Consider the following 15,075-nt stretch of genomic DNA (forward strand, 5'->3'; position numbering starts at 1 on the left):
GTGGGTGTCAAGTATGGAGGTGCGCGTGGAAGCGATCGGAGTGATCGGCGGGGGCCGGATGGGCGCGGGCATCGCGCAGGTCTTCGCCGCGGCCGGGGCGCGGGTGTTCGTCGCCGAAGGGGACGCGGCGGCCGCCGACGCGGCACACGAGCGAGTGCTCGCCGGACTGCGGGCCACGGCCGAGCGCGGCAAGCTCGACGGCACGCCGGAACAGGTCATCGAACGGGTGACGGTCGGTCCCGCGATCGACGAGTTGCCCGCCGACGCGGCGCTGGTGGTCGAGGCCGTGCCGGAGACGATCGAGCTGAAGCTCGAGGTGCTGACCACCGCCGAGCGCGCCGTCGGGCCGGACACCGTGCTGGCCACCAACACCAGTTCGCTGTCCATCACCGAGCTGGCCGCCGCGCTGACCAGGCCGGACCGGTTCATCGGCATGCACTTCTTCAACCCGGTGCCCGCCTCGAAGCTGGTCGAGGTGGTGCTCGGCCCGGAGACCGCGGCCGCGGTGCGCGACCAGGTGCTCAACTGGGTCGGCCTGCTCGGCAAGAGCGAGGTCGTGGTGCGGGACTCGCCGGGCTTCGCGACCAGCAGGCTCGGCGTGATGCTCGGCCTCGAAGCCATCCGCATGCTGGAGGAGGGCGTGGCCGACGCGGAGTCGATCGACCGCGCGATGGAACTGGGCTACCGCCACCCGATGGGCCCGCTGCGGTCCACCGATCTGGTCGGTCTGGACGTGCGCCTGGCCATCGCCGAATATTTGACGAGCACGCTCGGCGACCGCTTCGAGCCACCGCGGCTTCTGCGGGAAAAAGTCGCCAACGGCGAACTGGGGCGCAAGTCGGGCAAGGGTTTCCACGACTGGAGCTGAAACCATGCCGGATGTGTTCGATCCGACGGTGTTCGCCGCCGGACTGCCCCACGAAGCCTTCCGCGAGTTGCGCGACACCGCGCCGGTCGCCTGGCAGGACGAGCCGGAGGTGCTCGGCTGGCCTGCCGGTCCCGGTTACTGGGCGGTGACCAGGCACGCCGACGTCAAGCACGTGCTGCGCACACCCGAGGTGTTCTCGTCCTGGCTCGGGGCCACGCAGATCCGCGATCCCGAGCCGGACGACCTGGCGTTCATCCGCCGGATGATCCTGAACATGGACGCGCCGGAGCACAACCGGCTGCGCAAGGTGGTCGCCGCGGTGTTCACCCGCAGGCGGCTCGAACGCTCGGCCGAGCGGATCGCCGGACGCGCGCGGAACCTGATCGCCGCGGTCGCGGACAAGGGCGAGTGCGATCTGCCGGTCGACGTGACCGACGACTTCCCGCTGCTCAACCTGGCCGATCTGCTCGGTGTGCCTGCCGAGGACCGCGAACTGCTGCTGCACTGGACGAACCGGGTGATCGGCTACCAGGACCCGGAGCACGCCGAGGTGATCCTCGGTGACGACGGCAAACCGCTGAACCCGCGGTCGCCGGCGATGCTGGCGGACATGTTCGCCTACGCGCGCCGGCTCGCCGAGCGCAAGCGGGCCGAACCGGGCGACGACCTGATGACCGCGCTCGTGCGCGCCGATCTCGACGGCGCCGAGCTGGACATGTTCTTTTTCCTGGTGGTGATCGCGGGCAACGACACCGTGCGCAGCGCGCTGCCCGGCGGGGTGCTGGCACTGGTCGAACACCCCGAGCAGTACGCGAAGCTGCGGGCGAACCCCGAACTGCTGCCGACCGCGATCGAGGAGATGCTGCGCTGGCACCCGCCCGTGCTCAGCTTCCGCCGCACCGCGAGCCGGGACGTCGAACTGGGCGGGCAGCTCATCCGCGAGGGCGACAAGGTGGTGGTCTACCACGCGTCGGCGCACTACGACGAACGCGCGTTCGCGGACCCGTTCACCTTCGACCTCACGCGCGACCCGAACGACCACCTGGCCTTCGGGCAGGGCCCGCACCTGTGCCTCGGCGCGCATTTCGGGCGCCTGCAGCTGCGGATCTTCTTCACCGAGTTCCTGCGCGCGCTGCCGCAGGTCGAGCTGGGTGGGCCGGTCCGGCGGCTGACGTCGAACTTCATCAACGGCGTGCTGCACCTGCCGCTCCGCTGGTGAGCGCTGGTGTTCACCGGCTCGCGCGGTTACAGTACTTACTGAACGTACGGTTGGTAATTCCGGGAGGTCGGACTCGATGGCAGTGCTCCGCAGCTACGTCTCGGGTGGTTGGCACACGCCGGACGCGGAAGGCGTCCCGCTGCACGACGCGGTCACCGGGGACGAGGTCGCCCGGATCTCCTCGGCCGGGGTGGACATGGGGGCCGCGCTGGAGCACGGGCGCCGCGTCGGCGGCCCGGCACTGCGTGAGCTGACCTTCCACCAGCGCGCGAACCTGCTCAAGGCGCTCGGCCTGCACCTGCGCGAGCACCGCGACGAGCTGTACGCGCTCTCGGCGCGCACCGGCGCCACGCTCGGTGACTCGAAGTTCGACGTCGACGGCGGCATGGGCGTACTGCTCAGCTACGCCAGCAAGGCCAAGCGCGAGCTGCCGAACGACACGGTCTACGTGGACGGCGCGGTCGAGCCGCTGAGCAAGGGCGGCACGTTCGCCGGTCAGCACATCGCCACCCCGCTGCGGGGCGTCGCGGTGCAGATCAACGCGTTCAACTTCCCGGTGTGGGGGCCGCTGGAGAAGTTCGCGCCCGCGTTCATCGCCGGGGTGCCGAGCCTGGTCAAGCCGGCCAGCCAGACCGCGTACCTGACCGCGCGGCTGGTCGAGCTGATCATCGAGTCCGGGCTGCTGCCGGAGGGCTCGCTGCAGTTCGTCGCGGGCAGCGCCGGTGACCTGCTCGACCACGTCACCGGGCAGGACCTGGTCTCGTTCACCGGGTCGGCCTCCACCGCGCAGCACCTGCGCGCGCACCCGGCGATCGTGCGGAACTCGGTCCGGTTCAACGCCGAGGCCGACTCGCTGAACCTGTCCGTGCTCGGTCCCGACGCCAAGCCGGGCACCACCGAGTTCGATCTTTTTGTCAAGCAGCTGGTCACCGAGATGACGGTCAAGGCGGGGCAGAAGTGCACCGCGATCCGCCGCGCGTTCGTGCCGGCCGAGCTGATCGACGACGTCGCGCAGGCCGCGAGCGAGCGGCTGGCGAAGGTGACCGTCGGCAACCCGACCAGCGAAGGCGTGCGGATGGGCGCGCTGGCCAGCCTGGAGCAGCGCGAAGAGGTGCGCCGCTCGCTGAAGTCCCTGCTCGACGCCGGTCGCATCGTGTTCGGTGACCCCGAGCGCGTCGACGTGGTGGACGCGGACGCCGAGCGCGGCGCGTTCATCTCGCCGGTGCTGCTGCGCGCCGACGACACCGACCGGGCCGAACCGCACGAGGTCGAGGCGTTCGGCCCGGTGTCCACGCTGATCCCGTTCACCTCCACCGACCAGCTGATCGACCTCGCCGCGCGTGGTCAGGGCAGCCTGGCCGGTTCGGTGGTCACCGGCGACGCGGCCTTCGCCCGCGAGGTGGTCATCGGGGTCGCGCCGTGGCACGGCAGGCTGCTGGTGCTCGACGCCGACGATGCGAAGGAGTCCACCGGGCACGGCTCGCCGATGCCTCAGCTGGTGCACGGCGGCCCCGGTCGCGCGGGTGGCGGCGAGGAGATGGGCGGTATGCGCGGCGTGCTGCACCACATGCAGCGCACGGCCGTGCAGGGCAGCCCGAAGGTGCTGGCCGCGGTGACCGGCCGGTGGGTGGAGGGCGCCGACCGCGCCGCCGCCGAGGTGCACCCGTTCCGGAAGTCCTTGGCGGAGCTGAAGATCGGCGACTCGGTGACCGCCGGCCCGCGCACCGTGACCCTGGAGGACATCGAGCACTTCGCCGAGTTCACCGGTGACACCTTCTACGCGCACATGGACGAGGAAGCCGCGAAGGCGAACCCGTTCTTCGGCGGGCGGGTCGCGCACGGGTACCTGATCGTGTCGTTCGCGGCCGGATTGTTCGTCTCCCCGGAACCGGGTCCGGTGCTGGCCAACTACGGCCTGGAGAACCTGCGTTTCCTGACGCCGGTGTTCCCCGGTGACGCGCTCACCGTGACGCTGACCGCCAAGCAGATCACCCCGCGCGAAAATGCCGAATACGGCGAAGTGCGGTGGGATGCGGATGTGACCAAACAGGACGGTACGTCGGTGGCCAGGTACGACGTGCTCACGCTGGTGGAGAAGGAGGCGAAATGACGACCGCCGCCGAGCTGTCCGAAGCGGACCTCCAGGCCCACTTCGAGCGCACCATCGAGCGCGACCAGCGGATCGAGCCACGGGACTGGATGCCCGAGGGCTACCGGAAGACGATGATCCGCCAGATCGCCCAGCACGCGCACTCGGAGATCATCGGCATGCAGCCGGAGGGCAACTGGATCACCAGGGCGCCTTCGCTGCGCCGCAAGGCGATCCTGCTGGCCAAGGTGCAGGACGAGGCCGGGCACGGGCTGTACCTGTACTCGGCGTCGACCACGCTGGGCGCCGACCGCGCGGAGCTGACCGACAAGCTGATCAGCGGCAAGCAGAAGTACTCCTCGATCTTCAACTACCCGACGCTGACCTTCGCCGACGTCGGCGTGATCGGCTGGCTGGTCGACGGCGCGGCGATCTGCAACCAGGTCCCGCTGTGCCGCAGTTCCTACGGCCCGTACGCGCGGGCGATGATCCGGATCTGCAAGGAGGAGTCCTTCCACCAGCGCCAGGGCTACGAACTGCTGATGACGATGATGCGCGGCACCGAAGCGCAGCGCGAGATGGTGCAGGACGCGGTGAACCGCTGGTGGTGGCCGTCGCTGATGATGTTCGGCCCGCCGGACGCCGAATCGCCGAACACCGCGCAGTCGATGGCCTGGAAGATCAAGCGCCACACCAACGACGAGCTGCGCCAGCGGTTCGTGGACATGTCGGTGCCGCAGGCCGAGGCACTCGGGGTCACCTTCCCGGACCCGGACCTGAAGTGGAACGCCGAGCGCGGGCACTACGACTTCGGCGAGATCGACTGGTCCGAACTCAAGCGGGTGATCTCGGGCGACGGCCCGTGCAACGCCGAGCGGATCGAGCGGCGGCGCAGGGCGCAGGAGGAAGGCGCCTGGGTGCGCGAGGCAGCCGCCGCGCACGCGGCGAAGAAAGCGAAGGGGGTGGCGTGATGCAGCACGACTGGCCGCTGTACGAGGTTTTTGTTCGGGGCAAGCGCGGGCTCAACCACGTGCACGTGGGCTCGCTGCACGCCGCGGACGACGAGATGGCCGTGCGGCACGCGCGCGACCTGTACACCCGCCGCAACGAGGGCGTGAGCATCTGGGTGGTCAAGGCCGCCGACATCACCGCGTCCAGCCCGGACGAGAAGGACCCGTTCTTCGCGCCAAGCGGGGACAAGGTGTACCGGCACCCGACCTTCTACGACATTCCCGACAACGTCCCCCACATGTGAGTGCCTGATGTCCTTTGACAACGCCTACGAAGCGCTCACCGAGGGGTCGGACGACTCCCGCTGGGCGTTCGGCACCGGCTTCGACGACCCGCTGTCCGGAGTGGACACCACGGTGCCCGACGGACTGGACGCCGGGGAGCTGGCCGCACACTGCCTGATGCTCGGGGACGACGCGCTGATCATGTCGCACCGGCTGCAGGAGTGGTGCACGAACGCGCCCGAGCTGGAGGATGAGGTCGCGCTCGCGAACATCGGGCTGGACCTGCTCGGCCAGGCACGGTTGCTGCTGGCCCGCGCGGGCAAGGCCGACGGCAGTGGGCGTGGTGAGGACGAACTCGCGTTCTTCCGCGACAGCAACGAGTTCCGCAACGTGCGCCTGGTCGAACTGTCCAATGGGGACTTCGCGTTCTCGGTGGCCAGGCTGCTGGTGTTCAGCACCTGGCGGCTGGCGTTGTTCCAGCGCCTGACCTCGTCGCCGGATCAGGTGCTCGCGGCGATCGCGGCCAAGGCGATCAAGGAACTGGTCTACCACCGCGACTACGCGGCACAGTGGACGGTGCGCCTCGGTGACGGGACCGAGCTGTCGCACCGGAAGATGCAGTCCGGTTTGGACGCGGTGTGGCCGTACGTCGCGGAGTTGTTCGCCGGAGCCGAGTCCGAGCTGCGCGCGGAGTTCGACGACGTGCTCACCCAGGTGCTTTCCGCGGCCACGTTGCGAAGGCCGGAAGTGCCGGACGCCGAGGGCGGCGGCCGCGAAGGTTCGCACACCGCCGAGCTGGAGTCGCTGCTCGCCGAAATGCAGAGCGTGGCCCGTGCGCACCCTGGAGCAACGTGGTGAAGACCATGCTGGACGCGCGTTCTGTTGCCGAGACCGTCACCGATCCCGAACTTCCGATGGTGACGCTGGCCGAGCTGGGTGTGCTGCGCGAGGTGTCCGAAGAGGACGGAAAGGTGACGGTGGCGATCACGCCCACCTACACCGGCTGCCCGGCCATGGACACCATGCGCGACGACCTCGAACACGCGCTGCGGCGCGCCGGGTACCGGGAGGTCGAGGTGCGCACGGTGCTGCACCCGGCGTGGACCACCGACTGGATCAGCGAGTCCGGCCGTCGCAAGCTAGCCGAGGCGGGCATCGCGCCGCCGGGTGACGCGCCGAAGCGTGCGTCCGGCCCGATCCCGCTGACGCTGAGCGCACCGCGGTTGTCGGTCACCTGCCCGCACTGCGGTTCCGCTGACACCGAGCGGATTTCGGAGTTCAGCGGCACCGCGTGCAAGGCGCTGAACCGCTGCCGCGCCTGCGCCGAGCCCTTCGAGCACTTCAAGGAGATCTGAGTGACGACGATGAAAAGCCGCCGGCGCTCGGAATTCCACTCGCTGCGGGTGGCCGGGGTGGAGCGCCTGTGCGCCGACGCCGTGGCGGTCACCTTCGACGTGCCGGCGGAACTGGCCGACGAGTACGAGTTCCGGCCGGGGCAGTCGCTGACCCTGCGGCGGATCGTCGGCGATCGCGAGGAGCGGCGGTCGTACTCGATCTGCGCGGCGGCGGGTGCGAAGCCGCGGATCGGCGTGCGCGAGGTGCCTGGCGGCATGTTCTCCAGCTGGCTGGTGCACGAGGTGGCCGCCGGGGACACCGTCGAGGTGCAGCCGCCGACCGGGAACTTCACCCCCGACCTGGACCAGGCCGCGCACCACGTGCTGATCGCGGCCGGTTCCGGCATCACCCCGATCCTGTCCATCGTGGCCTCGGTGCTGGCCGATCCGGCGTCCTCGGCGACCCTGCTCTACGGCAACCGCCGCAGTGACACGGTGATGTTCGCCGACGAGCTGGCCGACCTGAAGGACCGCTACCGCGAGCGGCTGGAACTGGTGCACGTGCTGTCCAGGGAACCGCGTGAGGCGGAGCTGTTCACCGGACGGCTGGACGGCGAGAAGCTGAGCGCGCTGGTCGACCGGCTGATGGTCGCCGAGCAGGTGGACCACTGGTGGCTGTGCGGGCCGTACGGCATGGTCACCGACGCGCAGGACGTGCTGGAACGCCGTGGCGTGCCGCGTGCGCGCGTGCACCAGGAACTGTTCTACGTGGACGATCTGCCCCCGGCCCCGGTCCGGCACCCGGACGCGAGCATCGAGGGGCCCAGCAGCGATGTGACCATCGTGCTGGACGGCCGGGCCACCACCGTGCCGCTCTCCCGCGAGGAGTCCATTCTGGATGGTGCGCAGCGGCTGCGGCCGGACCTGCCGTTCGCCTGCAAGGGCGGGGTGTGCGGGACCTGCCGGGCCAAGGTGACCGACGGGAAGGCCGACATGCGGCGCAACTTCGCCCTCGAAGTGTCCGAAGTGGACGCGGGCTTCGTGCTCACCTGCCAGACCTTCCCGGCGGCCGACGCGTTAACCGTTGACTTCGACTCGTGACAGCTCCACCTGGCGCAGCAGCACCGCGACCAGCGCGGCCCCGGCCAGCAGTACCCCGGCGCCGATCAGCATGGTCACGCTCATGCTGTCGGTGAACGCTTCGTGGGCGTTGCGCAGGAAGCCGGACGCCAGCTCGGGCGGCAGGTTGGCGGCGACGGCGACCGCGCCGCCGAGGGTGTCGTGCGCGGCCGCCGCGGCGTCGGCGGGCAGCCCGGTCGGAATGTCCACAGAGGACCGGTAGACCGCGGCGCCGATCGTGCCGAGCACCGCCATGCCCAGCGCACCACCGAATTCGGTGCTGGTCTCGGACAGCGCCGAGGCGGCGCCGGCGCGTTCCGGCGGGGCGGTGGCCAGCACCACCTCGGTGGCCAGCACGGTCACGACCCCCATGCCGAGCGTCATCAGCCCGCCGCCCGCGAGCAGCAGCGGAAGTCCGCTGTCCGGTGTGGCGAAGCTGAAGACCACATACCCCGACGCGCTGATCGCCAGGCCGCCGCCCATCAGGTAAGCCGGCCGGATCCGGGTGGCCAGTGTACCGCCGAGTGCCAGCCCGATGAACATGCCGACCATCGTCGGCAGGGTCCACAAAGCCGCTTCGAGCGGGCTGAAACCGAGCACCGACTGCAGGTACTGGGTGCTGAAGTAGGCCAGGCCCATCATCGCGAACTGGGTCACCGTGGTGGTGCCGATGGCGGTGCTGAACCGGCGTCCGGCGAACAGGCGCAGGTCGATCATCGGGTCCTCCTGCGCGCGCTGCCGGTGCACAAAAACCACGCCGACCAGCAGCCCGCCGACCAGTGAGGCGATCGCCTGCCAGCCGCTCGTCCCGGCCGCGACCTCCTTGATGCCGTAGATGATCGGCAGCACCGTGGCCAGTGAAAGGGCCGCGCCGACCAGGTCGAACCGGCCCGGCCGCGGATCGGTGAACTCGGGCAGCACCAGCGGGGCGAGCACCAGCAACAGCACCATCACCGGCACGTTGATCAGGAACACCGAGCCCCACCAGAAGTGCTCCAGCAGCAGCCCGCCGACGATCGGGCCGATCATCACGCCGCCGGCGAACCCGCCGGTCCAGATGCCGATCGCGGCCCGGCGCTGGTCCGGATCGGTGAACATGTTCCGGATCAGCGCCAGGGTGGACGGTGCCAGCGTCGCCCCCGCGACGCCGAGCAGCGCACGCGCGGCGATCAGCAGTTCGGGGCTGGTCGAGAAGGCGGCGGCCACCGAGGCCAGCCCGAACAGGGCCGCGCCGAAGAGCAGCAGCCAGCGGCGGCCGATCCGGTCGCCGAGCGAGCCCATCGTGATCAGCAGCCCGGCCAGCAGGAAGCCGTAGATGTCGATGATCCACAGCAGTTGGGTGCTGGTCGGCGTCAGGTCCTCGCTGAGGAACGGGATCGCGTAGAGCAGCACGCTCATGTCCATCGACACGAGCAGGCAGGCCAGTACGAGTACGGCCAGGCCGAACCAGTCCTTGCGGCTGGCTTTGTCGGTCATTTCGGGGTCCCCTCGAAATACGGTGTACGCGGTGGAGTTGCGTACAAGATACGCACGACTTAAATGAGCACACAAGTGGCGTTTACGCTGGTAGATACGTCACGCGGGTGTTTTCGTCACGGGGCTGTGGTATCTTTTCGTCACGAGATTGGGGCGTGCGGAAATGAGCTGTGTGGAATGTGGTGAGCCGCTGGAGGTGCCGGCCAGGGGCCGCCGGCCGCGGTACTGCTCGCGGTCCTGCCAGGCCAAGGCGTACCGAGCGCGGGTGGCCGCCGGCGCGACGGTGACCAGGGCCGAGCCCGCCGATCCGGAGCGGTCGCTGACCGTGCCGATGATCGTCCAGGCGGCGATCGACGTGGCCGACGCCGAGGGCGCGGACGCGCTGTCGATGCGCCGGATTGCCGCCGAACTCGGCGCGGGCACGATGTCGCTCTACCGGTACGTGTCCGGCAAGGACGAACTGCTCCTGCACATGGTCGAAGAGGTGATCGCGCGCGGGTCGGTGCGCACACCGGAGCTGACCGGCTGGCGCGAGCGGATGACCGCGATGGCGCGCAACGACTGGGTGCTCTACCAGCGGTACCCGTGGGCGCTGACGTTCCTCACCAGCCCGCGGACGGTGTTGCTGCAGAACATGTCCAGTGAGGTGGAGTGGGCGCTGGCCTCGTTCGACGGGTTCGACCTGTCGCCGGTGGAGAAGTTCCAGCTGGTGCTGACCGTGACCAACTACACCAGCGGCATCGGCCTGCTGATGGCCAACGACCTGAAGGCGCGGCAGTCCTCCGGCGTCGAACTCGCCGACTGGTGGGAGACCACCGGCCGCGACATCTCGCGCGAAGTGGTGGCCGCCGAGACCCATCCCCAGCTCACCGCGCTGATGGGGGCGCAGCCCGGCATCGCCGATTTCGACCAGGCCTTCGAGTTCGGCCTGGCCAGGATCCTCGACGGGATGGCACTCATGCTCGATGGCCGACGCCCACTCCCGGCATGATCCGCGAGACGGCAGAATCGGCCCATGGATTCTGCGGTGGTGGCACTGGACATCGGCGGGACGGCGATCAAAGCCGCACTGCTCGACCGCGACCTGACCGAGCTGAAGGTGCTGCGGCAGCCGACCGCGCGGGCGCTCGGCGGGCACACCACCGCGGCGGCGGTCGCCGAGCAGGTGGTGTCGCTGACCGCGGAGCTGACCGGCGGGAGCGCGCCGGCCGGGGTCGGTGTGGTGGTGCCGGGCATCGTCGACGGGGGTGTGGCGCTCTATTCGTCCAACCTTGGCTGGCGTGACGTGCCGTTCGAGGCGATCCTCGCCGAACGGCTCGGCGTGCCGGTCGCCTTCGACCACGACGTACGTGCCGGCGGTCTCGCGGAGGCCACCGTCGGTGCCGCGCGAGGGGTGGCCAACTCCGCGTTTCTCCCGGTGGGCACGGGAATCGCGGTCGCGATCATGATCGACGGGAAGCCGTACGCGTCGGGTGGTTACGCGGGGGAGATCGGGCACGCCGATGTCGGCCACGGCCTGCCGTGCCCGTGTGGTGCGGTCGGATGCCTGGAGGCGGTCGCGTCGGCATCGGCGATCGGGCGGCGGTTCGCCGAGCGGACCGGGCGCCCCGACGAAGGCGCGCGCGTGGTGGTCGACGCGGCGCGAGCCGGTGATCCGGACGCGAAGGTGATCTTCGACGAGGCGGTGGACGCGCTCGCGCGCGGGCTCCGGCTGCTCACCACGGTGATCGCGCCGGAGGTGGTGGTGCTCGGCGGCGGGCTGTTCAGCGCGGGGGAGTTCCTGCTCGACCCGGTGCGCCGCGCGCTGGGGGAGTACCTGACCTTCCAGCGGGCGCCGGAACTGCGGATGGCCGAACTCGCCGATCGCGCCGGTTGCCTCGGCGCCGGACTGCTCGCCTGGCAGGTGACGGATGCCGCTGGTATCGGTGCGTGAAATCCTGCGGCCGGGGCGGGTCGCGTTCGACGTCATCCAGCTGGAGCAACTGAGCGCGGTGATCGACGGGGCACAGGCGGTGCGCTCGCCGGTGCTGCTGCAGATCAGCCGGGCCGCGGTGCGTTACCACGGCGCGCTGGCCCCGATCGCGGCCGCGGCGCTGGCCGCGGCGAAGTCGGCGACCGTGCCGGTGGCGCTGCACTTCGACCACGTGGACTCGTTGTCGCGGATGACCGAGGTGGTCGAACTGGGCTTCGGCTCGGTGCTGTTCCGAGTGTCCACTTCGGACTTGGCGGTGACGCGGGAGGTGGTGGAGTACTGCCACCGCAACGGGGTCTGGGTGGAAGCCGGACTCGGCGGACGGGTCGATCCGGTGAACGCGGGCGAGTTCGCGGCGGCCACCGGGGTGGACACGCTGGCCGTCGGCGCGCGTGACGGCCAGCCGGACCTGGACCTGATTTCCCGGCTGCGGCAGCGGACCGGCGTGCCGCTCGCGCTGGCCGACTGCCCGGTCGGCACCGACGATGAGCTGGCCGCCGCGGTCCAGGCCGGGGTGATGCGCCTGACCTGCGCCGACCTGGTGCGGCGGGTGTTCGCGGACGGGGTGATGGAGTACCGCCACCGGAACCCGTCGATGCACGACCCGTGCGCGTACCTGGCCGCCGGACGGGACCGGCTGGCCGCCGAAGTCAGCCGGATCCTGGAACTGCACGGAGCTTGAGCCAGCGGGTGCCGTGAAGCCACCTTCACAGCACCCGGGCGGTCACGAACAGACGGCGCCCTGAGCGGCCGAGCCCACCAGGCGCGCGTACTTGCCGAGCACGCCGGTCCGGTGGCTGACCGGCGCCGTCCAGCCTTCCCGCCGTCGCGCGAGTTCGGCCGGGTCCACCACCACGTCCAGCGTCCGGGTGGTCAGGTCCAGCACGATCGGGTCCCCGTCGTCGACAAAGGCGATCGGCCCGCCGTGCGCGGCTTCCGGCGCCACGTGCCCGACGCACAATCCCGTGGTACCACCGGAAAACCGGCCGTCGGTGAGCAGCAGGACGTCCTTGCCCAGCCCGGCGCCCTTGATCGCGCCGGTCACCGCGAGCATCTCCCGCATGCCCGGCCCGCCGCGCGGACCCTCGTACCGGATCACCACCACGTCACCGGCCTGCAGCGTCGGCAGCGCGTCCATCGCCGCCTGCTCACCGTCGAAAACCCTTGCGGTGCCTTCGAAACGCGTCGAGTCGAAGCCGGCGCTCTTCACCACCGCGCCGTCGGTCGCGAGGCTGCCGTGCAGGATGGTCAGCCCGCCGGTCGGGTGGATCGGGTCGGACAGCTTGCGCACCACCTCGCCGTCCAGTTCCGGCGGTGCCAGCTCGGCCAGGTTCTCGGCCAGCGTCTTCCCGGTGACGGTCAGGCAGTCGCCGTGCAGCAGGCCCGCGTCCAGCAGTGCCTTCATCACCACCGGCACGCCGCCGACCCGGTCGACCGCGGTCATCACGTGCCGCCCGAACGGTTTCACGTCGGCCAGGTGCGGCACCCGGTCGCCGATGCGGGTGAAGTCGTCCAGGGTCAGCTCGACCTCGGCTTCGTGCGCGATGGCCAGCAGGTGCAGCACCGCGTTCGTCGACCCGCCGAGCGCCATCACCACGGCGATCGCGTTCTCGAAGGCCTCGCGGGTGAGGATCTGCCGCGCGGTGATGCCCGCGCCGAGCAGCCCGACCACGGCTTCGCCGCTCTCGCGCGCGAACCGGTCGCGGCGGCGGTCCACCGACGGCGGGCTGGCCGATCCCGGCAGCGACATGCCCAGCGCCTCGGCCGCGCACGCCATCGTGTTCGCGGTGTACATGCCACCGCACGCGCCTTCGCCTGGGCAGATCGCCCGCTCGATCTTGTCCACTTCTTCCCGGGAGATCAGCCCGCGCGCGCACGCGCCGACCGCCTCGAAGGCGTCGATGATGGTGACCTCGCGGCCGTCCACCGTGCCGGGCAGGATCGAGCCCGCGTAGAGGAAAACCGAGGCCACGTCGAGCCGGGCGGCGGCCATCAGCATGCCCGGCAGGCTCTTGTCGCACCCGGCCAGCAGCACCGAGCCGTCGAGGCGCTCGGCCTGCATGACCGTCTCCACCGAGTCGGCGATCACCTCGCGGGACACCAGCGAGAAGTGCATTCCCTCGTGCCCCATGGAGATCCCGTCGGACACCGAGATGGTGCCGAACTCCATCGGGAAGCCACCGCCGGCGTGCACGCCCTGCTTGCTCGCCTGCGCCAGCCGTTGCAGCGAGAGGTTGCACGGGGTGATCTCGTTCCACGAGGACGCGATGCCGATCTGCGGTTTCGCGAAGTCCTCGTCACCCATGCCGACGGCACGGAGCATGCCGCGCGCGGCCGCTCGTTCCATTCCGTCGGTGACATCCCGGCTGCGTGGTTTCAGGTCGGCCATCGCCCCATTCTGTCCGTCGCCGGAGCCGACCGCGAGTCCGTGGTGTGGAGGATCGGCTCACGGGTACTCGGTTCGGCAGGTTGGGTTTGTGCCCGGGCGCTAACTCGGCCGAGGCCCCGCAGGTTGTGCAGTCCAGCTTGCGGGGCCGCGCCTTGACAACGTAAATGCCTAACCGGCTATATTGCCGGAGTGGCAACTACGTTCGAAGTGCTGGCCGAGCCCCGGCGCCGCGAGATCCTCGACCTGCTCCGCACCGGTGAACGGCCGGTCGGGGACCTGGTCGACCGGCTGACGCTCACCCAGCCAACGGTGTCGAAGCATCTGAAGGTGCTGCGCGAAGCGGGCCTCGTCGAAGTCCGCCAGGACGCGCAGCGGCGGTGGTACCGCCTGTGCCCGGAGCCGCTCGCCGAGGTCGACGCCTGGCTCGCGCCCTACCGCGCGCTGTGGAACGCGCGCCTCGACGCGCTCGAGCGCCACCTGGAAACCATGCCCGACGAGGAGGACCCGTCATGAAGGCCGAGCTGAACACCGTCGGGGGCAAGCCCGTGCTGCGGTTCGAGCGCACGCTCCGGCATCCGCCCGCGAAAGTGTGGCGCGCGATCACCGACCCCGCCGAAATGGCGAACTGGTTCCCGGCGTTGATCACCGCCGAGCCGAAGCCGGGCGCGAAGATGGAATTCACCTTCCCCGGCGAGGACGAGATCAGCTACGGCGAGATCCTCGAATACGACTCACCCAAGGTGTATGCCTTCCGCTGGAACTCCGACGTGCTGCGCTTCGAGCTTTTGCCCGCGGAAGCCGGATGCGTGCTGGTGTTCACGCACACCCTCGACGAGGGCGCGCACTTCACCGCGGCGCGCACCGCCGCGGGCTGGGACACCTGCCTCGCCGCGCTGCTGGCGCAGCTCGACGGGCGCACCGAGGAGCCGCTCGACCACCGCCCGCTCATGGTGTCCTACCTGCGTGAATTCGACCTGGCCCGCGGCGAGGTCACCGAGGACGGGGTGCGCTTCGTGCTCGACGTGGTGTGGCGCCCGTTCGACACCGTGTGGGCCGCGCTCAGCGGGGGGAAAACGGTTGAAATCGGGCAGAAGCCGCCGCTACCGTTCACCATCGGCCCGGTGCCCGCCGGCCAGGTCACCGCGGTGGACGCGCCGCGCGGCCTGACCTACCGGTGGTCGCACGACGGGGAGGACGCCGGGCTGGTGCGCTGGCGTCTGGTCCACGAACCCGAACTCGCCACCTACGTGGAGCTGACCCAGACAATCCCGGCGAAACTGTCGGGGGTGCGCGCTACCGTCCTTTCCGCCTGGCAGGAGCGCCTCGAGCAGTTGTTCGCCGACCTGCTCCGCGGAACTTGAAGATCGATGATCT

The 15,075-nt window shown here is 70.2% G+C and carries 15 protein-coding genes; 13 read left to right on the top strand and 2 right to left on the bottom strand.

The window, feature by feature from the left end; all coding sequences use genetic code 11:
• The first annotated feature begins 25 nt into the window (after positions 1–25).
• From YIM_RS03015 to paaE, 8 genes are all read left to right on the top strand, one after another.
• The gene (locus YIM_RS03015) at positions 26–868 is read left to right on the top strand and encodes a 3-hydroxyacyl-CoA dehydrogenase family protein (RefSeq protein ID WP_370468949.1); all 843 of its coding nucleotides are present in this window, start codon (positions 26–28) and stop codon (positions 866–868) included.
• A gap of 4 nt (positions 869–872) precedes the next feature.
• Entirely contained in the window at positions 873–2,087 is a 1,215-nt protein-coding gene (locus YIM_RS03020; RefSeq protein ID WP_153028873.1) for a cytochrome P450, read from the top strand.
• Positions 2,088–2,163: 76 nt separating this feature from the next.
• The gene (gene paaZ / locus YIM_RS03025) at positions 2,164–4,197 is read left to right on the top strand and encodes a phenylacetic acid degradation bifunctional protein PaaZ (protein WP_153028874.1); all 2,034 of its coding nucleotides are present in this window, start codon (positions 2,164–2,166) and stop codon (positions 4,195–4,197) included.
• Complete coding sequence (paaA, locus tag YIM_RS03030) at positions 4,194–5,147, top strand: 1,2-phenylacetyl-CoA epoxidase subunit PaaA (protein ID WP_153028875.1); 954 nt, start codon at positions 4,194–4,196, stop codon at positions 5,145–5,147. Before paaZ ends, paaA begins: the two co-directional genes overlap by 4 nt.
• Positions 5,147–5,431: a 1,2-phenylacetyl-CoA epoxidase subunit PaaB gene (paaB, locus tag YIM_RS03035; protein WP_153028876.1), complete on the top strand. Its 285-nt coding sequence runs from the start codon at positions 5,147–5,149 to the stop codon at positions 5,429–5,431. The genes paaA and paaB overlap by 1 nt, the downstream gene beginning before the upstream one ends.
• Positions 5,432–5,438: 7 nt before the next feature.
• Complete coding sequence (paaC, locus tag YIM_RS03040; protein ID WP_153028877.1) at positions 5,439–6,269, top strand: 1,2-phenylacetyl-CoA epoxidase subunit PaaC; 831 nt, start codon at positions 5,439–5,441, stop codon at positions 6,267–6,269.
• 5 nt (positions 6,270–6,274) lie between these two features.
• A complete protein-coding gene (gene paaD / locus YIM_RS03045) occupies positions 6,275–6,766 on the top strand; it encodes a 1,2-phenylacetyl-CoA epoxidase subunit PaaD (RefSeq protein ID WP_153036750.1) in 492 nt (163 codons plus the stop codon).
• A gap of 9 nt (positions 6,767–6,775) precedes the next feature.
• Positions 6,776–7,846: a 1,2-phenylacetyl-CoA epoxidase subunit PaaE gene (gene paaE, locus YIM_RS03050; RefSeq protein WP_153036751.1), complete on the top strand. Its 1,071-nt coding sequence runs from the start codon at positions 6,776–6,778 to the stop codon at positions 7,844–7,846.
• Here the strand turns inward: paaE and YIM_RS03055 are convergent.
• Positions 7,823–9,340 (bottom strand): MFS transporter, encoded by a 1,518-nt coding sequence (locus tag YIM_RS03055; RefSeq protein WP_153028878.1) that lies wholly within the window; start codon positions 9,338–9,340, stop codon positions 7,823–7,825. The two genes, paaE and YIM_RS03055, sit on opposite strands and share 24 nt — an antisense overlap.
• 163 nt (positions 9,341–9,503) lie before the next feature.
• Here YIM_RS03055 and YIM_RS03060 point away from each other — a divergent pair, with 163 nt between their 5' ends.
• The 3 genes from YIM_RS03060 to YIM_RS03070 are packed head-to-tail and all read left to right on the top strand — an operon-like array spanning position 9,504 to position 11,994.
• A complete protein-coding gene (locus tag YIM_RS03060) occupies positions 9,504–10,331 on the top strand; it encodes a TetR/AcrR family transcriptional regulator (RefSeq protein ID WP_153028879.1) in 828 nt (275 codons plus the stop codon).
• A gap of 24 nt (positions 10,332–10,355) precedes the next feature.
• Complete coding sequence (locus YIM_RS03065; RefSeq protein ID WP_153028880.1) at positions 10,356–11,273, top strand: ROK family protein; 918 nt, start codon at positions 10,356–10,358, stop codon at positions 11,271–11,273.
• The gene (locus YIM_RS03070; protein WP_153028881.1) at positions 11,251–11,994 is read left to right on the top strand and encodes a class II fructose-bisphosphate aldolase; all 744 of its coding nucleotides are present in this window, start codon (positions 11,251–11,253) and stop codon (positions 11,992–11,994) included. The genes YIM_RS03065 and YIM_RS03070 overlap by 23 nt, the downstream gene beginning before the upstream one ends.
• Positions 11,995–12,036: 42 nt before the next feature.
• Here the strand turns inward: YIM_RS03070 and ilvD are convergent, their stop codons facing one another.
• Positions 12,037–13,701, bottom strand: coding sequence for a dihydroxy-acid dehydratase (ilvD, locus tag YIM_RS03075; RefSeq protein WP_153028882.1), 1,665 nt, complete (start codon positions 13,699–13,701; stop codon positions 12,037–12,039).
• A gap of 189 nt (positions 13,702–13,890) precedes the next feature.
• On the opposite strand from ilvD, the gene YIM_RS03080 reads away from it, so the two are divergent.
• On the top strand, positions 13,891–14,214 hold the full coding sequence (locus tag YIM_RS03080; protein WP_153028883.1) for a helix-turn-helix transcriptional regulator: 324 nt from the start codon (positions 13,891–13,893) through the stop codon (positions 14,212–14,214).
• Positions 14,211–15,062, top strand: a complete 852-nt coding sequence (locus YIM_RS03085) for an SRPBCC family protein (RefSeq protein ID WP_153028884.1) — start codon at positions 14,211–14,213, stop codon at positions 15,060–15,062. Before YIM_RS03080 ends, YIM_RS03085 begins: the two co-directional genes overlap by 4 nt.
• Positions 15,063–15,075: the final 13 nt, after the last annotated feature.

It is taken from the genome of Amycolatopsis sp. YIM 10, from assembly GCF_009429145.1.
GTDB lineage: Bacteria > Actinomycetota > Actinomycetes > Mycobacteriales > Pseudonocardiaceae > Amycolatopsis.

Coding starts and splice junctions, on each gene's coding strand:
- YIM_RS03020 (WP_153028873.1), top strand. CDS start 873: ATGCCGGATGTGTTCGATCCGACGGTGTTCGCCGCCGGACTGCCCCAC.
- paaZ (WP_153028874.1), top strand. CDS start 2,164: ATGGCAGTGCTCCGCAGCTACGTCTCGGGTGGTTGGCACACGCCGGAC.
- YIM_RS03065 (WP_153028880.1), top strand. CDS start 10,356: ATGGATTCTGCGGTGGTGGCACTGGACATCGGCGGGACGGCGATCAAA.
- YIM_RS03085 (WP_153028884.1), top strand. CDS start 14,211: ATGAAGGCCGAGCTGAACACCGTCGGGGGCAAGCCCGTGCTGCGGTTC.
- paaD (WP_153036750.1), top strand. CDS start 6,275: ATGCTGGACGCGCGTTCTGTTGCCGAGACCGTCACCGATCCCGAACTT.
- YIM_RS03060 (WP_153028879.1), top strand. CDS start 9,504: ATGAGCTGTGTGGAATGTGGTGAGCCGCTGGAGGTGCCGGCCAGGGGC.
- paaA (WP_153028875.1), top strand. CDS start 4,194: ATGACGACCGCCGCCGAGCTGTCCGAAGCGGACCTCCAGGCCCACTTC.
- paaB (WP_153028876.1), top strand. CDS start 5,147: ATGCAGCACGACTGGCCGCTGTACGAGGTTTTTGTTCGGGGCAAGCGC.
- YIM_RS03055 (WP_153028878.1), bottom strand. CDS start 9,340: ATGACCGACAAAGCCAGCCGCAAGGACTGGTTCGGCCTGGCCGTACTC.
- YIM_RS03070 (WP_153028881.1), top strand. CDS start 11,251: ATGCCGCTGGTATCGGTGCGTGAAATCCTGCGGCCGGGGCGGGTCGCG.
- ilvD (WP_153028882.1), bottom strand. CDS start 13,701: ATGGCCGACCTGAAACCACGCAGCCGGGATGTCACCGACGGAATGGAA.
- paaC (WP_153028877.1), top strand. CDS start 5,439: ATGTCCTTTGACAACGCCTACGAAGCGCTCACCGAGGGGTCGGACGAC.
- paaE (WP_153036751.1), top strand. CDS start 6,776: ATGAAAAGCCGCCGGCGCTCGGAATTCCACTCGCTGCGGGTGGCCGGG.